Below are 24,639 nucleotides of genomic sequence, written 5' to 3'. Positions count from 1 at the left end.
AATGAGAAAATTAACACTACTCAAAATCGAGATTTTATTAATTGTACTTTTAGGAGTTTTATCATCCAACAAAACAAACGCTCAAGATAAGTTAGACAAAAGCACAATAGTGCCAAGTATGATAAAAGCCATGGAATGGCAAGAACAGCATCCTATTTTTGCGATAGCACCTACCGATTGGACCAATGGAGCATATTACACAGGTGTAACTCGTGCACATCAAGCCACACAGAACCAAATTTTCTTAGCAGCAATAAAAACCATGGGATACCGCAATGAATGGAAAACCTATATTAGAGATTATCACGCAGATGATGTGGCTATTTCTTATGCTTATTTGTATTTAGAGATGAATACAAACAGAAAAAATATGGTCAATTTAGAGCCAACAGAATCTTTTCTTCAAAAACACTTGTTTGAAGACAACCAATGGAAAACGGGTGAGGATAAAGAAAAAAGCATTTTATGGTGGTGGTGTGATGCCTTATTTATGGCCCCGCCAGTTATAGTTGAATACGCAAAACTGAAGAATGACGAATCCTATTTGGATGCGATGCACAAGTATTATTTAGAAACCTATAATTTACTTTACGATAAAAAAGAAAACCTTTTTGCGCGTGATAACCGTTTTGTTTGGACAGGAAAGGAGACTGATATAAAAGAGGAAAATGGAAAAAAAGTATTTTGGTCGAGAGGAAACGGATGGGTTTTAGGAGGATTGGCTTTAATATTAGATACAATGCCAAAAGATTACAAATACAGGCCATTTTATGAGCAACTGTTTAAGGAGATGGCAACAAAAATAAAATCACTTCAGCAGGCTGATGGATTGTGGACAACAAGTTTATTATATCCAGAATCATACGCGCATGGTGAAGTAAGTGGTAGTGGATTTTTCACTTTTGCTTTGGCTTGGGGTATCAATAACGGATTATTAAATAAAGATGAATACAGTTTAAACGTGATGAGAGGCTGGAATGCTTTACAAAAATGTCAGCTAGAAAATGGCATGGTAGGTTGGGTTCAAAATATCGGTTTTGATCCTAGACCCGCAGATTTTGACAGTTGGCAAAATTACGGAACAGGAGCTTTCCTACTAGCAGGAAGCGAGGTTTTAAAGTTAAAAGACTAGAAAAAAACCTACATAAAACTTTTGTAGCCCAAAAAAAGTGAGTTTTCATCGGGTTTTAAAGGCAGTTGATATGAAAAAATTGTTCCCTTTTTCTGTTTTAATCCTTATGTTTTTTTTGATCCAATGCAAGGAAGAAAAAAATGATATGCTTCAGAGTATTCTTAAAACAGATTCTTTAGAAGTGTATATAACGGATAGTTTGTTTATCGATTCCGTTTGGGCTGCCAATAGAGTTTCTTTTGATCTTCAAACCATTGGAAATAAGCAATATGTTGCCTACTACGACAAAAATAGAATGATGACCGTTGCCACCCGCGAATTGGGCACTAGGCACTGGGAGAAAAAAACACTTTCTAGTAAACTCGTTTGGGATTCACATAATTATGTGGTTTTGGGCTTTGATGAAATGGGTTTTATACACGTAAGTGGCAATATGCATAATGTACCATTGGTTTATTATAAAAGTGAAAAACCCTTTGATATACATAGCCTAACCGAGCGAAATAAAATGACTGGCGTGAATGAAAATGCGGTCACTTATCCAAAATATTTTAATGATAAAGATGGTCATTTGTACTATACCTATCGGTCCGGTGAATCAGGAAACGGGAATAATTGGGTGAATAAATTTGATACCAAAACGCAAACTTGGAACATGCTTTTAAAAGATGGTCTTTTTAAAGGAATTTTTGAAGATAGCAATAGGTCGGCATATTCTAAATTCATCACAGGACCTCAAGGTAATTTTCATTGTGTTTGGATGTGGAGGTGGACCCCAGATGTCGAAACTTCTCATCAATTGTGTTATGCAACGAGTACTGATTTTTTAAATTGGAAAAATATAAAAGGAGAAGCGGTAGAACTCCCATTTACACCTGATAATGAGAAAGTTATTGTGGATGATGTGCCTTCAAAAGGCGGTATGCACAATGGTAAATTTGATATTAGAATTATTGATGAAGTTCCAATAATTGCTTATTTGAAATATGATGAAAATGGCTTGACCCAATTGTATGCAACAACATTTAGAAATGGTGAGTGGATAATAAATAAGCTTAGCGATTGGAATTTTAGATGGAAATTTAAAGGTGGTGGCGATCAGATGTCGTTTGGAGCAAGGTTCGACTTAGGAATTTCTAAGGAAGGGATTTTAGCAATTGATTGGGACAATGAAATGGGTGAAAATGGACGGTATGCAATCAATCCAAAAAATGTAAAATTGTTGGATACTTTAATTCAGGTAAAGGCGAAATATCCCAAAGAAATCTTTAATAGAATGACGAATGATCCAGCACTTTCTGTGGTTTTGCAAAATGGGAAAAATACAGATCAAGTAGGAAATGAAAGGTATGTTTTAAAATGGGAATCTAAGGTTAAAAGTCATGGAACTCATGCTCCAGAAATCATACCACCTGGTCCTAGGAGTGCATTATTTCTCGTGAAAATTGAGTAGATTACATAAAGTGTAAATAGCAATCATAAAAAAAGAAAAATGAAAAAAAATCTATTATATGTTCTTATTTGTTTCTTTTTTCTTTCCAGATTAACGAGTCAAGAATTAACAAATTTGGACTTTGAGTTGGTAGAATCCGCTCAAAAAAAAATTGCTGATAAAGACACATTATATCTGTTAGCTATAGAAAAACTGATTAGAAATGCAGACAAAGCGTTATATGAAGGTCCTTTTACGGTAATGTCTAAAACCCAAGTTCCACCAAGTGGAAATAAGCACGATTATCTGAGTTTAGCACCCTACTTTTGGCCAGATCCAGATCAACCGAATGGTTTGCCATGGATGAGAAAAGATGGCCAGGTAAATCCGGGAACAAGAGGAGATAATGTGGATTATGAAGAGAAAAACAACTTTTTTAGAAATGTTAAAATCCTGTCTTGGGCTTTTTACTTTTCTAACAATAAAAAATATGCGGAAAAGGCCAAAGAACTATTGGAAGTGTGGTTCATAAATCCAGAAACAAAAATGAATCCAAACCTCAATTATGCCCAAGGAATACCGGGACAAAATGATGGAAGATGTTTTGGGATCATAGAGTTTGGTGGAATTTCTGAAATAATTACAGCAATAGAGTTGTTGGAATTAAAAAATGCTTTGGACGCCAAAACAAGCAAAGAGTTGAGAAGTTGGTTATCAGAGTATTTAAATTGGCTGCAAACTAGTGAGTTTGGGATACAAGAAAAAACTAGGTCAAACAACCACGCTACGCATTATGACGGTCAGGTAGTCAGTTTGTTACTATTTCTAAATAGAAATGAAGAAGCAAGGGAGGTATTAGTTTCTGTAAAAACCAATAGAATTGCGACTCAAATAGAACCTGATGGCAGCCAACCTCATGAATTGGGACGAACGAACGCATTGTCTTACAGCACCATGAATTTAAAAGGATTAACAAAACTTGCTTACTTCGGAAAAAGGAATAATATTGATATTTGGAATTATAAGGCAGAGAATGGAGCTAGTATTCAAAAGGCCTATGCTTTTTTAGCGCCTTATGCTCTTGGAGAAAAAGAGTGGGATTATGAACAAATTAAAGATCTTGAAGGGTCTTTAGAAAACCTAAAAAAACTTTTTAGAAATGCCGCAAATATTTTTGGAATCAATGAGGTTATCGATCCAAAAATTTACAATGAATTAAATAATCCGATCATGTCATTCTTATAAGTGGCAAAAGAATGTTTGAAGAAAAGTGTTTTACAATTGATGAATAAGAATTAGTCCCAATTCATCAATTAAAAGTAAGTCCTGAGAATAATACGGTCCCATGTTAAATCGGGATATCCTGCGTTGTAGGATGTCAGGGATAGTGCAGGATAGTTCTCAAAAAATGAAGAATTACATTTAGAAATTATTAAGACGAACAAATATGGGTTATTTAAAATTAATTTTTTCGGCAGTCTGTTTACTAAATATTTTTGGTTTTGCTAAAGCACAAACTAACTTATTTACGAATCCTGTTGTAGATAGTCTGGTGGTTTTTGAAGAAAAAGATGGATTGGTCGCTGTAGAAGCAGAATACTTTTATAAACAGAGTAAGTCTGACATAAGACAATGGTATAGAACATCCAAAAATGAAAATCCTCAGGTTGGGCGTGATGATGATGGACAACATGTATATGGCGCAAGTAACAATGCATATCTGGAAATTTTGCCAGACGAAAGAGTAACACATTCCGATAAGCTAATTCATGGAGAGAATTTTTCAAATGATCCGGGCTTAATGGGGGTATTACATTACAGAGTAAAAATTAATACCCCTGGACGTTATTTTGTATGGGTACGGGCGCTTTCTGTGGGTGCTGAAGATAATGGTATTCATGTGGGTTTGAATGATGCATGGCCGGAACATGGACAAAGAATGCAATGGTGTGAAGGAAAAGGAAATTGGACCTGGGAAAGCAAGCAACGAACAAAAGAGGTGCATTGTGGTGTGCCGAAAGAGATTTATTTAGACATAGCAAAGGCAGGAATTCATGATATCCAATTTAGCATGCGTGAGGATGGTTTTGAATTTGACAAGTTTATTTTAACAACTTACATTAATTTTCTGCCAATCGCAGATGGTCCAAAACCAATTGTATCCCAAGGTATTTTGCCGTCTCCCTTTCCCATTGTTGAAATGCCCACTTCCAAAACCTTCTATTTTACACAAATAGCTAAGTCCAATCCTAATAATAAGGTAATTTCTTCTCAGCAATTTCCTGTACTCGGCACTAATTTTTATGCAGAAGGAAAGCATTGGCTGGCCATTAATCCCAAAGACCATGAAGAAGCTAGTACAAGTGTCACGTTTGATTTTGAGTCTGGAAATTACGATATAGTTTTTGTTGGCATTGGTGAAAATGACGGTAGATCAAGTTATATGGTTTTGGTGAATGACAAGGAGATTGGTAAATATCAACCACCACTCACAAACATACTTTTTGAAGAAGGTAAAAACTTTAATGCCTTATGGGAGAATACTTTGATAAAAAAAGGAGATAAAATTACGGTCATTGCCAAAATTGGCAGTACCGATGGCAAAGAGCATACTAGAGGTCGATGGGCGGGTATTATTTTTGCTCCCGTTGGTAAAGGAAAACAAATTCAAGAGGCCCCTTCATCATTTTCTGCGAAATAATTAACAATGTTTAAAAGAAAAAGAGGAAAACGCTAGTTCTAATTTAGAAATAGTCTTGGAGGAAGCAAGTGTTGATCATGTCAAATTAGTTGAATAAATTCATTAAATGATGAAAAGATTAGCCTTTAAAATGAAATTAAATGAAAATCAAAAAGAAAACTACATTAAGCGCCACGATGAGATTTGGCCAGAATTGAAAAATCTTCTTAAAGAAGAAGGAATTAGCGAATACGCTATTTTTTTGGATGAAGAAACAAATACACTTTTTGCCTTTCAAAAAGTTAGTGGTCAAGGAAGTTCTCAGGATCTTTCTTCAAATCCAATCGTGCAAAAATGGTGGAATTACATGGCAGATATCATGCAAACCAACCCAGACAATTCTCCTATTACAACAAGGTTAGAAGAAGTTTTTTATTTGGAGTAGATGTTTTGTCTTACAATCCATTTAATGCCACAATCCGCTCGCTTTTATACAGTACAGAGCAGGATAGTTTCTACATTTAAAACCTTAATTTAGTCCTTCTTTCAAAATCAAAACAGGATATTATTTTTATTACAATCAACCATAAATTATGCATAAATACATGACTTTTTCAAGGCTTTCATTTTTTCTTTTATCAAGTGTTTTTATGTTAACCATTTCTTGCCAAAGAAGCGAAGTCCAAATTCAAGGAGAATTAAAAAAATGGCATAAAATAGAATTGGTTTTTGAAGGCCCCAAAACAAATGAAATGGATGAAGTTAATCCATTTTTAGATTATCGATTAGATGTTGTTTTCAAATCAAACAATAAAGAATACGTGGTTCCAGGGTTTTATGCTGCAGATGGAAATGCTGCAGAAACAAGTAGTGATGCTGGTAATGTTTGGAAAGTGAGGTTTACACCGGATGAAATTGGGGAATGGAATTATACTGTTTCTTTTAAAAAAGGGGATGAAGTTGCCGTTTCTCAGGATATTTCCAAGGCAACAAGTGGGGGTTTCATGGATGGGCAAAAGGGAGTTTTTACCGTTTTAGAATCAGATAAATCTGGGCGAGATAACAGAGCCAAAGGAAGACTGAATTATATTGGTGGACACTATTTGCAATTTGAAGAAACAGGTAAATACTTTATAAAATTAGGTGTTGATGCCCCGGAAAATTTATTGGCTTACGCCGATTTTGATGGAGCTACAAATGCATTAGATTTCCAAAAAACTTGGGAACCACATCAAAAAGATTTTGCCGAAGATGCAAAAAGTTTTGTTTGGCAAAATAACAAAGGCGAAAATCTATTGGGAGCAATACATTATTTAGCTAGTGAGGAATTAAACGCATTTTCTTTTTTAACTTTTAATGTTGATGGAGATGACAGAAATGTATTCCCACATCTTTTAAAAGTGCCTGTGTCAGAATATGAAGCCTATGCCAATGATAAAAAAAATAAAGAGGCCTGGGAAAACATGTTTCATAAAACCAGATATGATGTGTCGAAATTAGATCAATGGGAAAGAATTTTCGATTATGCCGAAACCCAAGGCATGTTTCTACATTTTAAAACAAACGAAACCGAAACAGACCATTTGATGGATAAAGGAGACTTTGGTGTAGAAGGAAAATTGTATTACAGAGAACTTATTGCACGTTTTGGTCATCATTTGGTAATGAATTGGAATATAGGCGAAGAAAATGATGACCCGATTAGAAAGGTTGTAGAAGTGGCCAACTATATTAAAACTCTTGATCCCTACAAACACCATCTTGTAATTCATACTTTTCCTAACAAAGATGATAGATATGCAGATTTAATAGGGGATCAATCTCCTCTTACTGGCGCTTCTTTACAGTTAAGTCGTGAAAATTTCTCAGATGTCCATCCGCGTGTTTTAAAATGGAGAACAAAGTCAGATTCTACAGGAGTAAAGTGGGCTATCGCAGTAGATGAGCCTGGAAGTGCAAAAATAGCGCTTTTACCAGATAATGAAGATCTTACACATGATTTTGCCAGAGGTAATGCCATGTGGGGAACACTTATGGCCGGAGGTTTTGGGGTAGAATGGTATTTTGGCTATGCAAGTCCAAATTCCGATTTAACTTGTCAAGATTTTAGGAGCAGAGACTTGTTTTGGGATCAAAATCGTTATGCATTACATTTTTTTGATAATTACATTCCATTTTGGGAAATGGCATCTGCTGATGACTTATTAATTGATTCAAACGGATTCTGTTTTGCTAAAAAAGGAGAAGTATATGTGGTCTATCTTCAACCCGATCAAAAAACAGCCAACATTCTTTTAGAGGAATCAGAAAAATTGTTTGAAGTACAATGGTTTGATCCCCGAAATGGCAAATTTCTAGAATCGGCTAGTCAAGAATTGGCTACTTCATATGGATTGCTAAGTATTGCCAAGCCTTCAGAAAGTGAAGATAAGGATTGGGTGGCCTTAATTAAAAAAAGCGAATAACGAAACGGCCATAAATAAAATTTAAGCGGAACATATATTTTTATGTTATAGATTATTTTTTATTTCCAACAAAAGGTGTTTCAATCCATATTTTACGCCTTGTTTTTCGTGGTTTTTATATTCAATTTAATACCAGTTATTGCGCAAAAATATGAGTATAACAATCCTGTAAATCAAGGTTTAAATCCAAATTCTTCCATCTGAAGGGTTGATGATGATTACTATTTGGTGACTAATACTTTTGAGTATTTTCTAGAGATCTCTGAGTATCAATTAGACAGACGCCGTAAAAGAATAAGGATCCAAGAGATAGATAACGAAGTTTTTAAGTTGACTTGTCCAAAAGGTATTTCAGGTAATTTCCTCTTCAATTAAACTGGTATTAATTAAGTTTTATCAATATGAGGTATCAAAATCAAATATTTTTAATGCTGTTATTTTATTTTCATCTTTAAGGGGAAATGGACCAATTAATAATGAATCAAATTATTGTTTGGTAAACAAATAATGAAATGTGACCCCTAAAAGAACTTTCAACATCTATAACAATAAAGAGACCAAACAATACCAGCTGGATGTATTGGTCGAATAAAAATTAATATATCGTTAACTAAGTATTTAAAATAAATAGAAAAATGGAAAAAATCTCTATTTTGATTTTAGCAGTTGCTATGTCTCTTTCCTGCGGAAATAAAATTAAAAATGACTTTGCCAAAAATGAAACTGAAACCGAAGTTAAAACTACACTGCCTAACATTGTATTCATTCTATCAGACGATCAATCATGGACAGATTATGGCTTTATGGGGCACGAACAAATTGAAACACCACGCTTGGATCTGTTTGCTGCAGAGAGTTTAACCTTTGAACGTGGTTATGTACCAACCTCTTTATGTTCACCCTCATTGGCAACCATTATTACAGGATTATATCCAAAAGACCATAAAGTTTTAGGTAATGATAGAGTACTTCCTGGTAACACAAAAGCTAATAGAAATGAGTGGCGCTCAAAAAATTATGAGCCAGTTATTGAGAATTTTAAGGATTTAGTGACACTTCCAGATATTTTAAAAGATAAAGGCTATTTATCGTTTCAAACAGGAAAATGGTGGATAGGAAACTATAAGAATGGAGGCTTTGATTATGGGATGACACATGGTGACCCAAGCAGGGGAGGACGTCACGGAGACTACGGACTAGAAATTGGACGGAAAGGCTTGGACACGCTAACGAGCTATGTTGATTTAGCGTTAAAAGAAAAGAAGCCATTCTTTTTATGGTACGCACCGTTTTTACCTCATGCGCCACATACCCCACCGCAGCGTTTATTAGATAAGTATCTGCCAAAAGCGCCTACGGAATACGTTGCTAAATATTGGGCGATGTGTGAGTGGTTTGATGAAACTTGTGGCGAATTATTCGATATGATAGAAGCAAAAGGTCAAACAGAAAACACCTTATTTGTATACGTGTGTGATAATGGTTGGGTGCAAAACTTGAATAATTCAACTTACAATGAAATATCAAAACGCTCTCCATATGATTTAGGTATGCGTACACCAATTATGTACAAATGGGCAGGGAAAATAAATCCTAAAAGAGATAAAGAAACCATAGTGAGCAGTATTGATATGGTGCCAACTGTGTTGGATCTTCTGGGTATTGAAAAGCCTGAGAACTTGCCCGGAATTAGTGTTTTGGACAAAGAAAAGTTAGAAGAAAGAGACATCATTTTCGGTGAGATCTATGCTCATGATTTTGAAACAATTGAAAATAGCTTATTATATGATATTGCAATATCCAAACCTTATAAAATAATTGTTCCAGATTCAGCGTCAAAAAAAAATGAAAAAGTTCAATTATTTAATATCGTTGAAGATCCTTTTGAGAAGAATGATATTGCCGAAATTCATCTAGAAAAAGTTCAAAAATTAAAACAGCGAATAGCTGAATTTAGGTCAGAATAAAAGCGATAGAGATAAAAAAATAAAGAGTATTAACAGTTTTGGTTTCGTTTATTTTGTCAGATAAGTGATAAGAAAATTTTGGGAATAAATAGGTTATTCATTTGGGTTGTTTCTATAAATGATTTAAATATTTGGATTGGGCCATAAAGCTGTAAAAAAAATCAGATAAACCGATCTTTTTGGGATTTGGTTTTTGTATCTACTCGTAATTTTTTTTTAGTTTAAAGTGGTTGGCTTACACCTACTTGAAGTTACTTTTAGAAGCCGATGAATTAGTTATATTACTTCACGTTGATGTTTTCCTGAAATTTCAACAAGAAATTAGGCCGAACGACTATTTAATGACAATAAAAATTTGATTTAAAAATCAGAAAGAAAGTTGGTAAAAAAAGTGAATGTCACAGTAACTATAAGTATTAGGGGTAATAAAACCTTGAACATATTTACTAAAGATGAGACATTACCGATTGCATTCTTTTTTGAAAGGGATCAAACAGATTTGGTGTTGATCATTACTATTCTTTAAAAAACATAGTATCAGTTGCGGAATTAGGATTTAAAATTGTATGAAGTAATGTTTATTTTAGAATTAATCTAGTCTGTATTTTGTATTGCCATATAATATGAGTACATGATGCAACAGGATAGAATTAGAAACGACTAAAACTATCTTTGGTTATTTATTAAATCTTATTATAGTCAAAAAGAATGTCAAAATACAACTGCTTTTTTTCGCTATTTTTTCTCCTAGTATTTCAATTTTCTTGTCGCCAAAATGAAGCTTCTTCATCAATTTTAATTTTTGATAAATTACTTGTCAATTCAAAGGTTAATCCATCAGCGATAGAAAATGATCAACCACTTTTTTCATGGATTATAAATACAGAAGGATTTAATAAATCGCAATCGGCATATCATATTTTGGTAGCATCTTCCAAAGAAAAGCTTAATGAGGATGATGCAGATATTTGGAATTCTAATAAAGTTGAAAGTGATAAATCTGCCTATGTGAAATACCAAGGAAAAAATTTAAAGGCTTTGAAAACTTACTACTGGAAAGTTAAAATTTGGGATGAATCTAACTATGAATCCAAATGGTCAGAATTGCAAAGCTTTCAAATGGGATTAATGGATGAGCACAATTGGGAGGAAGCAAAATGGATTACCTTAAATAAGGATTCTCGAATTTCAGAGCATCGTTTTAGAGATTATCAAACAGGTAATATGGACAAGCCAATACCGGTTGATGGTTTTGCAGCTAGTTATTTTAGAAAGGAATTCAACCTAACTAAAACAATAGAAAACGCACAAGTCTACATTTGTGGTTTAGGGTATTACGAATTGTATTTAAATGGCGAAAAAGTAGGCGACCATGTCTTAGATCCTGCACCATCTAATTACGAAAAACAGGCTTATTATGTAAATTATAATATCACACAAAAGTTTAAGCCTGGTAAAAACGCCATGGGAATTATTTTAGGAAATGGTTTTTACGGACAGAATATTTCGTGGAAAAATGATGCGGAATCTGAAAAAGATTTGTCCTATGGACCTCCTACGGTGCGCTGTTTGGTCAAAGTAAAATATTCCGATGGTACAACATCAGATTTTTATACTGATGAAACATGGAAAGAAGCAACAGGTCCCATAGTTTTTAACAATATTTATGGAGGGGACACCTATGATGCACGATATGAAATAAATGGTTGGAATACCATTGGTTACAACGATGAGAAATGGGGTGTAGTGAAAGTTGCTTCACCTCTAATAAAAAAAATAAGCGCCCAACAAATACCACCCATTAAAAAGTTAAAAGAATTTGAACCACATAACGTTTTTCAAGCTCCTGATGGCAATTGGATTGTTGATTTTGGTCAAAATATCGCTGGTTGGATAAGACTAAATGTGAAAGAAAAGGAAGGTCAACTTATAGAGATTACAACTACTGAAGCTCTTAAAACTAATAAAAAGGATATTTTTCAAGGAGCGACTGGTGGAAGTGCAAATGGAATGGCACAAATATATAAATACATTTGTAAAGGGAGCGAAACTGAGTCTTGGGAGCCCAAGTTCAGTTATCATGGATTTCGATACGCAAAAATAAAAGGAGTATCTAGAAAACCGGATGCAGATATGATAAAAGCGGTTTTGGTGGCTACTGATATTCAAGAAACGGGAAATTTTACATCTTCTGACGACTTATTAAATAAAATGCACACTACAAGTAAATGGACTATTGTTGATAATTTACACGGGATTCCGGAAGATTGTCCACATCGTGAAAAATGCGGATGGTTAGGTGATGCCCATGCATTTTGCGAATATGCACTTTATAATTATGATATGTACGATTTCTACAAGAAATATATGGAAGATATCCGTACACAAATGAGACCTGTCAATGGCCATAATAATCCAGATATTAAATTTCAAGTACCAACAATGATTGCTCCAGGAAAGCGCACATCCACCTATGCAAAAATAGATTGGGGAGTTGCTACCATGTATTTGCCCTGGTATAATTATTTGTATTATGGAGATGATACTATTGTAAAAGATTATTATGGAGAGATGAAGGATTTGACTAACTTCTATCTTTCTTTTAAGGATGAAAATGGTATTATCCAAGATGGAATGGGAGATTGGTGTCCACCGCTTTGGGATAGAAGACTAAATCCTAGTGCCATGGAATGCGATCCTATTATCTCCGCCAATGCCTATTTTTATGATATTCTAGGTGTCATGGAAGTGTTTGCTGAGATGAATAATGATGATACTTATGCTGCTAAAATGAGACGAGAAAAGGTAGCTTTAAAAAAGGCCTTTAATAAATCTTTTTTAGTTGAAATCACAGATACACCGCATAAATGGTATCAAAGTCAAACAGCAACAGTCCAAGCCTTGCAATTTGGGATCGTGCCAGACGATATAATCGATCAAGTTGTAAATGGTTTGGTACATGATATTGTTGAAGTTAAAGGAGGACACCATTCTACTGGAATTCATGGGAATAGATATATTTATACTGTGCTAAGCAAATATGGCAAGGCAGATTTAGCATATCAAATTCTAACAACACCTGATTTTCCAAGTCAAACATATGTCATGAATAGTGGTTTTACAACATGGCCAGAACGCCAATTTCTGTGGGAAACAATGGTAGGTCCAACAAATTCATTAAATCATCCCATGCATACCGGCTTTTCAGCTTATTTTTATGAATCGCTTGGTGGTATTAAATCTTCAACGGTACATCCCGGTTACAAAGAGTTTTTTATAAAGCCCGAGTACTCGGCTAAAATTAGCGAAACAAAAGTCGTTATTCCAACGCCATATGGTAAAATTGTTAATGAATGGGAGATTAATAATGGCAACCTAACTATGCGTATTGACGTTCCGTTTAATACCAAGGCAAGACTTGTTTTAACTAAAAAAGAGCTTGAATCACTTAAAATCAATGATCTACCTTTTTCAGAATTTCAAGGATCAAGCATGGAGGCCGTCAAATGGTTGACACATGTTTTTTTGGGCTCAGGACATTATGAAGTTCAATTTTTAAAAGACAACATGAATCGCGTAGAATGATTTTTACATTGGAATTAATATGAGTCTGATATCTCACTAATTTGTTTAAAAAAAATTGAAGCCACAGCTAATCATTCGAAAAAATAGATATAAATATTTAAAATGTATGTATTGTATTTTTTAAGTTTTAAAACATTAATGTTTGCTGGGATTCTGCTTTTGTTTGGATGCAAATCGAATTCAAAAGGTAAAGATGAGGTAGATTCAGGAACGCAATCTCTTTTAAGGAAACCCAATATTCTTTTTGTTTTGGTTGATGATTTAGGAAACCATGATTTAGGAATATCAGGCAGCGCATTTTATGAAACACCAAATGTCGATGGTCTTGCAAAACAATCTATGATTTTTACCAATGGATACGCGGCAAGTAGCGTTTGTAGTCCTTCTCGAGCTAGTATTATGACAGGTAAGTTTACTGCCAGACACGGAATAACCGACTGGATTGGCGCAAAAGTAGGAACAGCATGGAGGACTAGAAACCGCCATAATAAACTATTACCCGCTGAGTATATTTGCAACCTACCAAAAAATGAGCTCACCTTGGCAGAAGTGATGAAGAATTCTGGATATAAAACCTATTTTGCTGGAAAATGGCATTTAGGAGATGAAGGTTCCTTACCAGAAGACCATGGATTTGAAATAAATAAAGGAGGATTTCACGCAGGAAGTCCTGCCGGTGGGTATTTTTCTCCCTGGGACAATCCAAAATTAACAAATAAACAGAAGGGCGAAAATTTAACTTTGCGGTTGGCATTTGAAACGGCTCAATTCATTAAGGAAAATAAGGATGTCCCATTTTTTGCATTTCTATCGTTTTATGCAGTTCACGCGCCCCTTCAAACTTCAGAAATAAAATGGAAAAAGTACAGAGATAAGGCAGAAAAAATGGCAATCGCTGAAACCGGTTACAAAATGGAACGGGATTTACCTATACGAGTCGTACAAGACAATCCAGTTTATGGCGCTCTAGTTGAGACCATGGATGATGCGGTTGGTATAGTGTTAGGAGCACTTGAAGCTAATGGGGTAGCAGACAATACCATTGTTGTTTTTACTTCAGATAATGGAGGAGTTGCTTCTGGAGATCATTATGCCACAAGTAATTTGCCATTAAGAGGAGGAAAGGGATACCAATGGGAAGGAGGCATTCGAGAACCTTTTTTTATAAAGGTTCCCTGGCTCAATAATACTGGTTCAAAAACTGAGTTTCCTGTAATTAATACAGATTTTTATCCAACGCTGCTAGATTTAGCTGATTTACCTCTTCTGCCCCAACAACATGCGGATGGGATCAACCTAAAACCTTTGTTAGAGGGAAAAGATTTTAAAATTGAAAGACCTTTATTCTGGCATTATCCCCACTATGGAAATCAGGGTGGTGAGCCAACTTCTATTATACAGTCTGAGGGATGGAAATTAATTCATTATTGGGAAGACGGCCGGGAAGAATTGTTTAAACTACCTTCAACAGAAAAAGATGAATTAAATATTATTTCTGAGTATCCTGAAATAGCAAAGGAACTAAGCGAGCACCTAATTTCTTGGCTAATAGAGGTTGGTGCTCGTTTTCCTGAAAAAGACACTGAATATGATAAGGTAGAAGCAGAAAAAAGGAAGTTTCAAATAGAGAATAGCTTACTTCCCTCGCTTGAAAGAGAGAGACTAGAGTTACTATCAAAAGGATTTCTACCTAACCAAAATTGGTGGAAAAGTAAATTAATTATTGATTAATAATATTGAAAAAAGGTGATGAAGTTTTGCCAAATCATAATGTTTACAGGTAAGTATTTGAAATTGAGTTTTGAGTTAATTTAAACTGAAGGGCAGTATGCCTTTCGGTTTTTTTTTAGGCAGGCTGAAGTTTTATCAAGACGAATAGAATTGTTAGAATATGCTCATCATAAGCTACAGTAAAGTACAGGATACTAATTCAGAAGGAGCTGATTATATTTAAAAATTCTAAATTTTGATCAATTTTCAGATACGCATTAAAATTCCTATTTGTATCGCGATGCTATGTTCACTTAGTTTATTTTCTCAAATTAAACATGGGCTTAGAGATGAATTTGGGCGACATGTAATTCCAAGAGCTTTGTTGTTGATACCAACGATGGTAGAGGAGAAGTTTTTTTTAACCAAGATGATTATACGAGAATGGGTATAATGGAGTAGATTATCAGTTAATTAGATTAGAACTTGGAAAATTAAGTGCTTTTTCTAGTGCTAAATTAGAAAAAGATTACCTTCTAAAATTAGATACTTTGGTCAATTTTGGAAGAAATGCAGGTGTCAAAACGATTTTTAAAATGACTGTTTATGGGGTTGATGAATTTATTTGGGAAGATTCTTGGTTGATTAAAAAAGGAGAATACAAAATCTATATTGATGCTCGGAAAGTTATTTGGCAGCGCTATTCTATGAATATATCTGTATCGGGTTATGATGTAGTATAGGATCCTAAACTATTTTTATTGGAGCCAATCGACATTATCCATATGGATTTTCATCCTTATTGGCGATGATATTGTGATGTATTACAATCCATTAAAAACGGTAGGATTAGAATCCTGTAAATGCCCGAAGGAGTATAATTTAACAGATTTTATATGGGATAGTCAAAGCCAGAACCTCTGGATTTTGAAATGGCCAATGGGTGACCAGGAAATGGATATCAAAATTGTTCCGGGAATAAGAAATTTCGAGTAATTAAAAATATACTTCTATTAAATACTATATTGGTGATGAAATTAATTTTATTAAGTTTTTCGATACTTGTTCTTTTTTCTTGTTCAACGGAAAAAAACGATGCTAAGCAGGAAAATAGGGAAGATGTTGAAATTGCTAAAAAAGTTGAAGCGCTTATTAGCCAAATGACGCTTGATGAAAAGATCGCAGAGCTGACTCAGGATGCTCCGGCAAATGAAAGGTTAGGAATACCATTTATGAAATTTGGAGAGGGTTTACATGGTTTATGGTATGACGGTGTAACGGTTTATCCTCAAGCAATTGCTTGCGGTTCTACTTGGGAACCCGAACTCATCAAAAAAATGGCATCTCAAACAGCTTTGGAGGCCCGCGCCCTAAACATAACGCATTGTTATTCTCCAAATTTGGATGTAATTTCTGGTGATCCGAGATATGGTCGTGTGGAGGAATCTTATGGAGAAGATCCCTATTTGGTATCGAGAATGGGTGTCGCTTTTATTCAGGGGATGCAAGGTATGGGTAAAGAGCGATTGGATCAAAACCATATTTTAACAACAGCCAAACATTTTGCGGGCTACCCAGAAAACAGACGTGGAATTAATGGAGGTTTTAGTGATATGTCTGAGCGTCGTTTTCGAGAAGTATATTTACCGCCTTTTGAAGCTGCGGTGAAAGAAGCCGAAGTAGGATGTATTATGCCTGGACATCAAGATTTTAATGGAGTACCTTGCCATATGAATAATTGGTTGTTAAATGATGTTCTTAGAGAAGAATTAGGATTTGACGGATTTATAGTATCTGATAATAATGATGTAGGAAGGTTAGAAACCATGCATTTTATACCGGAAACTAGAACCGAGGCTGCTTTGCTTGGTTTAAAAGCAGGGGTAGACATGGATTTAGTCTTAGGGAAACCTATAGAATTGTATACTTACCATTCAAATATTTTGAAGGATACAGTGACTAAGAATCCAGAATTACTTCAGTATTTAGATAAAGCCACAACTCGAATTCTTACAGCGAAATATAAACTTGGATTGTTTGGTTCTGAATTAAAAGAAGCCAAAACAGATACAATAGTCAGCAGAAAGGAACATCAAGATTTTGCTTATGAAATGGCTAAAAAGGCAATCATATTGTTAAAAAATGATGATCATCTTTTGCCGCTCGATATTTCGAATATAAGTTCATTGGCAGTTATTGGCCCAAATGCAAATGAGGAAAGACCTAACCAAGGCACATATTCTTTATTAGGTGGTTATTCGGGATTACCTCCCTATTATACTTCGGTATTGGAGGGTATTCAAAAAAAGGCTGAGGGGAGGGTGAAAATCAATTACGCAAAAGGATGTGATTTACTTAGTGAGTCAAAAACAGGATTCCCTGAAGCGATTGCGGCAGCCCAAAACTCGGATGCTGTTGTTTTGGTGGTAGGTGGTTCAAGAAAAACAGGTGGAGAGGGTATCGATCGTTCTGAGCTGGATTTATTCGGTGTTCAAAACGACTTGGTCGAAGCGATACACAAAACAGGGAAACCGATAATCGTTGTGCTCATTAATGGACGCCCTTTATCGATTAATTATATTGCAGAGAATATTCCTTCGGTCCTTGAGACTTGGTATTTAGGGATGCGGTCCGGAGATGCCATTGCGGATGCTATTTTTGGCGATGTCAATCCCGGAGGAAAATTAACCGTCTCATTTCCAAGATCTGTAGGTCAAATACCCGTTACTTATTTGGAGCGTCCAGATTTTATAGGGTCCGGCAAAGGATTGTATCATTTTAGTGATAAATCACCTCTATTTCCCTTTGGATATGGGCTAAGCTATACCACGTTTAAAATTGATGAACCAAAATTAGAACATAATGTAATTGATATAAATGGAACTACTTCGGTTTCAGTTGATATTAAAAATATAGGTGACAGGGCAGGTGATGAAGTGGTACAAATGTATGTCAGGGATGATTTTGCTTCTGTAGGTCGATATTTAAAAATGCTAAAAGGATTTGAGAGAATCTCATTAGAACCAGGTCAAACAAAGACGGTTTCATTTAAATTGGGATTCGATGAGCTTCAAATACTTAATCAAGAAATGAAAAAAGTTGTCGAACCTGGAACTTTTACGATTTCAGTTGGAACATCCTCATTAGAAAAGGATTTGCAAACAGTTAAACTAAAGGTAAAATAATAGAGTTTATCATTTCAATGAGCTCAAGGAAATAAAATATAATTAATGTTGATGCATCAAGGAATTAGATATTTTTGTTCATTATTTTGGGCATTTTTTTGCTCTATCCTAATCATAAGCAAACTTGAAGGTCAATCCATAAATAGAGAGCAGATTATGGATAATTATACCATAGCAGTTATTGATAAAACCGGAATCTTAAATGAAGAAGATCATCCTGTAGCTTTCGGAAAAAGGATATTTTTCAATGCTATCAAATCTGCAGGAGGTAGAATTGAACAGGTTGAAAATGTATCAGAAACGAATCAACTCCTATTTGTAATTATAGGTACATTGGAGAATAATGATGTGAGTAGTCTGATTTCTGAAGAGTCAAAAATCACTCAAGATAAACCTGAGGGCGTATTTTATCAATGGCGATCTGTAGCGGATGAAGCTGCACTTATTGTGGGAGGTACAGATACTATTGGCTTAATGTATGCTCTTAGTGAACTCGCTCAACGCATTGAGGATAAGGGACTTTCTGTTTTAATGACTTTAGAGAATACAGTTGAGTTTCCCGATAATCATATCCGCGGTTTAGATAAATTTATAAAAGACGAAAAGGATGATTCTTGGTTTTTTTCCGAAGATTATTGGCAGTATTATATTGGGCAATTAGCAAAAAATCGTTTTAATAGGTTAACACTTATTACAGGATACAATGATGGTAGTAAAAAAGATTTTATGATGCCTGTTTATCCTTATCTATTAAAGGTGCCAGAATTTGAAAATATAAAACCAAAGAATAGTCTTTTAAAATCTCCTAAAGAATATTTAGCACAACTTAGACGGATAGGCGAAATATGCCATAACTACGGACTGGAATTTGTATTCGGAATTTGGAGCCATGGCAGGAGTGATGAATTGATTATGGGCTTACCACAAGACCCATTAGCCTATACAAAGTACTGCTCTAATGGTTTACGAGAGTTAATAAGACAAGTTCCAGAAATTGATGGTATTCAAATGCGTGTTAATTATGAATCTGGTGTAGGAGGTTTTGGCGATACCGCCGAAAATTTTTGGAAAGAAATAATAACGGCCGTTGGTGATGGTCACAAGGAGCGAAACGGAAAACTTTTTGTCGACCTTAGGGCGAAAGGGCTTACCGTAAAAATACGCGAATGGGTTTTAGAAACTGGTATGAATTTAAGCGTTACCAGTAAATATTCTTGGGAAGGAGTTGGACTTCCATACCATCAAACAGAAATGAGAAAAGCAGAGTTGGCTATGTTGGATAACAATGATAAACGACAAAGATACGGCTACGCAGACTTTTTATATAAATCACGAGATTTTGAATATATCAATAGATTATGGGGTATAGGTACAATGCGAATATTTACTTGGGCTGATCCTGATTACGTGAAGCGATTTTCGCATACAACAAGCTTTGGAGGGGCTAAAGGTTTTCAAGTTACACCTCCAATGGCAAGAAAGCAAAATGATTGGAATCTTTTCACAAATGATTCCTTAGTTTATTACAAATGGGAAGACCAGCGTTATTGGGCTTGGTATGAATTATTTGGAAGACTTGGCTATTCTAAGAATACAAATCCAGAAGTATGGCAAAGGACGTTTAAAAAGCATTATGGGAAATCATATGAGGCTGTCCTAGAGGCTTATAGTGCAGCTGGAAAAGTACTGCCCTTAATTACCTCGTCTCACCTTACCTATCACCCGGCAAACTATAACTGGGCAGAAATTGAGAGTGGAGGAGCCCTATTCGTTTCGAATAACGCAAGTCTTTTTCATGAACGTAAAGAGCGAACCTATCAATCAGCAGAACCAGGAGATCCAGGTCTATTTTATAGTATTAATGATTATGTCAAAGATGTTTTAGCGAATGATGTAAAACCTAAAATTAATCCAATTCAGTTAGCAGATCTTTACGAAAACTTTTCAAATAAAATTTTGGCGGCATTGTTAAAAGTTAATCTAGAAGACATTCCGGAAAACTATAAAAAAGAGTTTGCAACTAATAAAATTGACCTGGAAATAACAGCAGCACTTTCGGCATATCATTCGTTTAAAATAAAAGCAGCAACCGATTTTGCTTTTTTCCAGGAAACCCAAGAAAAAGGATATTTACCGTCAAGTCTTAAAAATATGGAAGTGGCCAAAAGGCACTGGATGACTATAGTTGCTCTTACCCAAGAGCTCTACTACGAAAACCCAATTTTTTTACATGACAATGGTACTTGGTACGAAAGACTAATTGAAATTGACAAAGATATTAGTAAATTGAAAGAACTCATTGGAGTTTCAAATAATCTGGAAAATCTAAGTCATTGGGATACAGTAAAAAAGTCAACTAATTTAGGGACAAACAATATTGAAGTCACAGTACCCGATAGTGCCAGTTCTAAAAACGATCTAATTGTTACTTTTAAAACCAATGAACTTTTACAGCCTAAAGAAGCACCAAAAGTCCATTATAGGATTGCGAATATGGCTTCTGGAAAGTTCAAAGAGTTAATTATGAAATGGGATGGCAACAATTATTCTACCCAAATTCCTGCGGATTATCTTAATCCAGAGTATGATTTACTTATCTATTTTACATCTTTTACAGAGGAAGGGCATGTCATTATTTATCCGGGTTTGTTTCATCAAGAAGTAGAAACACCTTATTTTGTTGTTTCAATACTTGATTAATGGATGTTTTTTAAAGCCCATATGGCTTTTTTACTTTCAATGAAACAGGAGAATTAATTTCTGCGGATTTATAAACCGCTTCTTGAGCCTTCAATGTTTGTAAGTAATTTTCACCACTGGTTTCAAATGGTTTTCCAGATAGTAAATTAGCGACAAAATCTTTTTGAAATATGTAACAGCAATCTCCAGCAAAACCAATATCTCTATGTTTGTAGGTATGCGGCTTTTCGGCTTCACCCAATTTTTGAATTGTGAGGTTCCCATCTGAATATAATCTTATAGTACCCTTTGATCCATCAATTAAATACTCGCCGAAAGTATAACGTTGTTTTTTAAAATTGTTCTCATTGTATCGGTTAGCATCCCAAATGGCATGCGAAGAATTTTCAAAATTTAAAATCATTAATCCGGAATCCTCACCCTTAATTACAGGATTCAATCTTTTGAGTATGGCGTAGACGCTCGTAATTTCGCCGGCATGGAAGCGGAATGTATCAATAAAATGGACACCCGTTTCATAAATCAGTAGTTTTTTATAATCCCTGAAATAGGGTTGTCTAGATAGATAGGCATCTTTCCCCCAACCATCGCCCATTCGACTCCTAAAATTAAGACTGAAAAGATCACCAATCTCGCCTTGCTCAATAATTTTTTTTATTTCCCTGTGCCAAGGTTGAAATCTGAAATTCTCATGAATTACGAAACGTATATTTTTACTGGAGACATAATCAACTATTTTTTTAGATTCTTCATAGGAAGGTGCCAATGGTTTTTGACAAACAATATGAACACCTTGATCTGCTGCGAATTTACACATTTCAAAATGCGTTTCGGGAGGTGTAATGATATCGATAAAATCTGGTGATTCTTTGAGGATCATTTCCTTATAACACGTATAATGATTTTTTATACCATAGGAGGTCATGATATTTTTTGCTCGTTCTAGATTTGAATTGCAAAGCGCCGTAATTTCCACTTCTGGTATGCGTGTCCAGGCCTCGTATTGAAATTTACTGAAATAACCCGCACCAATTGCGACTCCCTTTAATTTAGTTTTCATTCGTGATTGGTTTAGTAGAATCCATAAATATCCAACAAATAATAGCAATCACGCCAAGTAATGCCGCCAAGAAAAAAAACGGATCATTAGAACCTGTCCATGATTGTAAATAGGGAAATGCTAAAGCCGTTGCAAAAGCGCCTAAATTACCCGCCATATTCATCATCCCTGATACTTTTCCCGAATGTTCTTTTCCAATATCCATGCAAAAAGACCATGAAGGGCTTAGGGTCATATCTGCACCAAAAATGGCTATTGAAAGACATCCAACGGCACCTAAAGCTGTTTCCATATACAAGCTAGATAAAATCCCTATAACAACCAAACAAAACCCAATAATGGCAGGTAATTGTCTGGATAATTTCCATTTACCTGTTTTATAAATGGTATCAACCATAAAACCAGAAACCCAATTCCCTACTGCTCCTGCAATGAGTGGCAACATCGCGTAGAACCCTGTTGCAACTAAATTCAGTTCATATTTTTCTTTTATATATGGAAATAACCAGGTGAGCATAAAGAAGAAAATAAAATTACTTCCTATGTATTGAATCATGGCTAGATCAACATTTTTAGATTTGATAATTTGTGTCAAAGGCAAATCCTCGTGGGCTGTTTCCATTTCTTGCTGACGGTTTTTAACGATAAAATCTCTTTCAATTTCTGAAATACCGCTGTGTTGTTCAGGTTTATTTCTGAACAGCAAATAGAATAAAAGCGAACAGAGAAGGCCAATAAATCCGAAAAAATAGAAGATAGGTCGCCAACCCCACGCATCAATTAAATAGGCTACCAAGGGAAGGGCAAAGGCAGCGCCTAATCTAGATCCAGAAAAGTTGATTCCCTGAAAAATACCCCTCTCCTTCAAAGGCACCCAAGAATAGGCGGCCCTTGAGATATTTGGAAATGCACCAGCTTCACCTGCACCAAAAACAAATCTCGCAGAGAGCATGGATACATAATTCCAGGCCGCTCCTGTCAAAGCAGTAAAAACAGACCATATGACCATGATAGTCGTCATCACTTTTCTAACCCCGTATTTATCACCCATGGCACCTCCAGGTACTTGAAAAATTGCATAACCTAAGGCAAAAGCGCTTAATACCCAGCCCATTTGTATATCGTTCAAGTTTAAATCACTGCTGATTGAATCTTTAGCAGACGAGATGCATACCCTATCAATGTATAAGAGTAAGGTGATTAAAAAGGATCCTAGAAAGAATCCATATCTTTTATTTGGAATTCGATTACCCATTGGAAGAAAGTTTTTGAATTATTTCTGTGAGTGACTCCTCCTTGCCCACGTTACCGGGAAAAACAATGTAGGTTAATCCTGGAAATTTGGTTTCAGGACCCATTTTCCAAACAGGAATCCCTTGGAGTATTTGTCCCAATACAGTAGAACGCTGCATGCCTAATCCTTTTATAGCCAAATCGTGTGAAGTTATTCCGCCTTTCGCAAGTACATATCTGGGTCTTACGGATATACCCTTCATTAAAGTTACCAAAGATTGAGAAATTAGGGATGCAATTTCAATATTGGAAGCTGTATCCTTATCCTGTATTAGTTTTCTACTTGTATAGATAACCACATCTTTGCCGCTAGAAATGTTTTTATCTATTTGTTTTATGATCGACGATAGATAGGCATTTGTTTGTTTGCTCGTAATTATATCGCCATCGACCTCAATCATTTCTTTTTTACGACCGTCTTTAAAAAGATGAGCGAGTTGAATCGACGATTTGGGCACATACGAACCAATAATGATCAATCCACCTTTTTTATCTTCAACATCAATAATCAGTTTTGGGGCTAATAGGGGTTGAGGCTTTAATCCTATATAGGATGGAATAAAAGAGCTGGATGTCCGAAACAAAATCCGTTTTCCTGATTTTTCTGCTAGCTTTAAAGCATTTATCGCTTTGTCCAGATCAAAATAGTTTAAAGCATTTATAAAGCAAAATTTTCCAGTTTCTATCGTGTTTATCTTATCACTTAAAATTTGGGTGTCTGATGTTCTAATAGATTCAATATCCAAAGAAATAACATCGGAAGATCTTGTTTTTCCCAATGTTTTTTCTTCTATATACAACTTTAAGTTAGCATTGGCATAGGCAAAGGTATGATCTTTAGAAAATGCTGTTTCATTAACAGGGATCAATTGTTCATCTTCAGAAATATAATGCGTATCATCTACCGTGACTCTTCTTCCTTCGAACATAATTGGGATAAAAACCTTGATAGAATTGGAATTAGGCATCGCTTCTTCGATCACTTCAATTTCTGAAAAATGGCCTCTTAGTGTTGAATCGCAGCGACTAATTATAACGAAATCCCGCCCTGTCATTTCTGATGCTCTAAGAATGTTTTTGGAAATGGTACGATACAATTCTGAGGATTGTTCCTGTGTTAAACTTCTCGAATTGGTCAATAAAAAAAATAGAGATGTTTCGTTTTCGAATTCATTAATTAAAGTGTTCAAGTCCCACTTGGCTAAAAGTGGAACATCGTACACAGTCTGATTTCCTGTTGGATCATCATCGATAACCACAACTGTCTTGTTGGATGACAGAAATAAATCCTGATTAAGACTTCGATAATCAAAAGTATCTTCTTTTGGTAATGTTTTTGATATGTGTTTCAAAGAAATAAGCATCAGTACTTTTCAATAGCAATAACGCGCGCGGGGGAGCCATCTCCACCACGTATTTTTAAAGGGAGT

15 protein-coding genes are annotated in these 24,639 nt (G+C 35.2%); 12 read left to right on the top strand and 3 right to left on the bottom strand.

Annotated features, from left to right (window positions below; genetic code table 11):
• Window position 1: 1 nt before the first annotated feature.
• The 12 genes from ACFQ39_RS12300 to ACFQ39_RS12245 all read left to right on the top strand — a co-directional run bounded on the left by ACFQ39_RS12300 (window position 2) and on the right by ACFQ39_RS12245 (window position 20,856).
• Entirely contained in the window at window positions 2-1,132 is a 1,131-nt protein-coding gene (locus tag ACFQ39_RS12300) for a glycoside hydrolase family 88/105 protein (protein WP_377179341.1), read from the top strand.
• Between the two features lie 70 nt (window positions 1,133-1,202).
• Window positions 1,203-2,585, top strand: a complete 1,383-nt coding sequence (locus tag ACFQ39_RS12295) for a BNR repeat-containing protein (protein ID WP_377179339.1) — start codon at window positions 1,203-1,205, stop codon at window positions 2,583-2,585.
• Between the two features lie 39 nt (window positions 2,586-2,624).
• Window positions 2,625-3,809: an alginate lyase family protein gene (locus ACFQ39_RS12290; protein WP_377179337.1), complete on the top strand. Its 1,185-nt coding sequence runs from the start codon at window positions 2,625-2,627 to the stop codon at window positions 3,807-3,809.
• Between the two features lie 202 nt (window positions 3,810-4,011).
• Window positions 4,012-5,265 carry a hypothetical protein gene (locus tag ACFQ39_RS12285; RefSeq protein ID WP_377179335.1) on the top strand — a complete coding sequence of 418 codons (1,254 nt, stop codon included), beginning with the start codon at window positions 4,012-4,014 and terminating at the stop codon, window positions 5,263-5,265.
• Between the two features lie 106 nt (window positions 5,266-5,371).
• Window positions 5,372-5,689: an L-rhamnose mutarotase gene (gene rhaM, locus ACFQ39_RS12280; protein WP_377179333.1), complete on the top strand. Its 318-nt coding sequence runs from the start codon at window positions 5,372-5,374 to the stop codon at window positions 5,687-5,689.
• A gap of 160 nt (window positions 5,690-5,849) precedes the next feature.
• Complete coding sequence (locus ACFQ39_RS12275; protein ID WP_377179331.1) at window positions 5,850-7,709, top strand: DUF5060 domain-containing protein; 1,860 nt, start codon at window positions 5,850-5,852, stop codon at window positions 7,707-7,709.
• A 635-nt stretch (window positions 7,710-8,344) separates the two neighbouring features.
• Window positions 8,345-9,676 (top strand): sulfatase-like hydrolase/transferase, encoded by a 1,332-nt coding sequence (locus tag ACFQ39_RS12270; RefSeq protein WP_377179329.1) that lies wholly within the window; start codon window positions 8,345-8,347, stop codon window positions 9,674-9,676.
• A 708-nt stretch (window positions 9,677-10,384) separates the two neighbouring features.
• The gene (locus ACFQ39_RS12265) at window positions 10,385-13,261 is read left to right on the top strand and encodes an alpha-L-rhamnosidase (RefSeq protein ID WP_377179327.1); all 2,877 of its coding nucleotides are present in this window, start codon (window positions 10,385-10,387) and stop codon (window positions 13,259-13,261) included.
• A 102-nt stretch (window positions 13,262-13,363) separates the two neighbouring features.
• A complete protein-coding gene (locus ACFQ39_RS12260) occupies window positions 13,364-14,992 on the top strand; it encodes a sulfatase (RefSeq protein WP_377179325.1) in 1,629 nt (542 codons plus the stop codon).
• Window positions 14,993-15,522: 530 nt separating this feature from the next.
• Window positions 15,523-15,714: a hypothetical protein gene (locus ACFQ39_RS12255; protein ID WP_377179323.1), complete on the top strand. Its 192-nt coding sequence runs from the start codon at window positions 15,523-15,525 to the stop codon at window positions 15,712-15,714.
• 288 nt (window positions 15,715-16,002) lie between these two features.
• Window positions 16,003-18,156 carry a beta-xylosidase gene (locus ACFQ39_RS12250; protein WP_377179321.1) on the top strand — a complete coding sequence of 718 codons (2,154 nt, stop codon included), beginning with the start codon at window positions 16,003-16,005 and terminating at the stop codon, window positions 18,154-18,156.
• A gap of 156 nt (window positions 18,157-18,312) precedes the next feature.
• Window positions 18,313-20,856 (top strand): hypothetical protein, encoded by a 2,544-nt coding sequence (locus tag ACFQ39_RS12245; RefSeq protein ID WP_377179319.1) that lies wholly within the window; start codon window positions 18,313-18,315, stop codon window positions 20,854-20,856.
• A 10-nt stretch (window positions 20,857-20,866) separates the two neighbouring features.
• On the opposite strand, the gene ACFQ39_RS12240 is transcribed toward ACFQ39_RS12245, so the two are convergent.
• The 3 genes from ACFQ39_RS12240 to ACFQ39_RS12230 are packed head-to-tail and all read right to left on the bottom strand — an operon-like array spanning window position 20,867 to window position 24,573.
• Window positions 20,867-21,916 (bottom strand): Gfo/Idh/MocA family protein, encoded by a 1,050-nt coding sequence (locus ACFQ39_RS12240; RefSeq protein ID WP_377179317.1) that lies wholly within the window; start codon window positions 21,914-21,916, stop codon window positions 20,867-20,869.
• The gene (locus ACFQ39_RS12235; protein WP_377179315.1) at window positions 21,906-23,171 is read right to left on the bottom strand and encodes an MFS transporter; all 1,266 of its coding nucleotides are present in this window, start codon (window positions 23,169-23,171) and stop codon (window positions 21,906-21,908) included. Before ACFQ39_RS12235 ends, ACFQ39_RS12240 begins: the two co-directional genes overlap by 11 nt.
• Window positions 23,164-24,573 carry a four-carbon acid sugar kinase family protein gene (locus ACFQ39_RS12230; protein ID WP_377179313.1) on the bottom strand — a complete coding sequence of 470 codons (1,410 nt, stop codon included), beginning with the start codon at window positions 24,571-24,573 and terminating at the stop codon, window positions 23,164-23,166. Before ACFQ39_RS12230 ends, ACFQ39_RS12235 begins: the two co-directional genes overlap by 8 nt.
• Window positions 24,574-24,639: the final 66 nt, after the last annotated feature.

Source organism: Namhaeicola litoreus (genome assembly GCF_042679565.1).
Classification (GTDB): domain Bacteria; phylum Bacteroidota; class Bacteroidia; order Flavobacteriales; family Flavobacteriaceae; genus Namhaeicola; species Namhaeicola litoreus.
This window is presented reverse-complemented; position numbering and strand designations above follow the sequence as displayed.

Excerpts from the sequence above, each read along its gene's own strand:
- ACFQ39_RS12270 (WP_377179329.1), top strand. The coding sequence starts at position 8,345 with ATGGAAAAAATCTCTATTTTGATTTTAGCAGTTGCTATGTCTCTTTCC.
- ACFQ39_RS12290 (WP_377179337.1), top strand. The coding sequence starts at position 2,625 with ATGAAAAAAAATCTATTATATGTTCTTATTTGTTTCTTTTTTCTTTCC.
- ACFQ39_RS12230 (WP_377179313.1), bottom strand. The coding sequence starts at position 24,573 with ATGCTTATTTCTTTGAAACACATATCAAAAACATTACCAAAAGAAGAT.
- rhaM (WP_377179333.1), top strand. The coding sequence starts at position 5,372 with ATGATGAAAAGATTAGCCTTTAAAATGAAATTAAATGAAAATCAAAAA.
- ACFQ39_RS12235 (WP_377179315.1), bottom strand. The coding sequence starts at position 23,171 with ATGGGTAATCGAATTCCAAATAAAAGATATGGATTCTTTCTAGGATCC.
- ACFQ39_RS12285 (WP_377179335.1), top strand. The coding sequence starts at position 4,012 with ATGGGTTATTTAAAATTAATTTTTTCGGCAGTCTGTTTACTAAATATT.
- ACFQ39_RS12260 (WP_377179325.1), top strand. The coding sequence starts at position 13,364 with ATGTATGTATTGTATTTTTTAAGTTTTAAAACATTAATGTTTGCTGGG.
- ACFQ39_RS12265 (WP_377179327.1), top strand. The coding sequence starts at position 10,385 with ATGTCAAAATACAACTGCTTTTTTTCGCTATTTTTTCTCCTAGTATTT.
- ACFQ39_RS12240 (WP_377179317.1), bottom strand. The coding sequence starts at position 21,916 with ATGAAAACTAAATTAAAGGGAGTCGCAATTGGTGCGGGTTATTTCAGT.
- ACFQ39_RS12275 (WP_377179331.1), top strand. The coding sequence starts at position 5,850 with ATGACTTTTTCAAGGCTTTCATTTTTTCTTTTATCAAGTGTTTTTATG.
- ACFQ39_RS12250 (WP_377179321.1), top strand. The coding sequence starts at position 16,003 with ATGAAATTAATTTTATTAAGTTTTTCGATACTTGTTCTTTTTTCTTGT.
- ACFQ39_RS12295 (WP_377179339.1), top strand. The coding sequence starts at position 1,203 with ATGAAAAAATTGTTCCCTTTTTCTGTTTTAATCCTTATGTTTTTTTTG.
- ACFQ39_RS12300 (WP_377179341.1), top strand. The coding sequence starts at position 2 with ATGAGAAAATTAACACTACTCAAAATCGAGATTTTATTAATTGTACTT.
- ACFQ39_RS12245 (WP_377179319.1), top strand. The coding sequence starts at position 18,313 with ATGGATAATTATACCATAGCAGTTATTGATAAAACCGGAATCTTAAAT.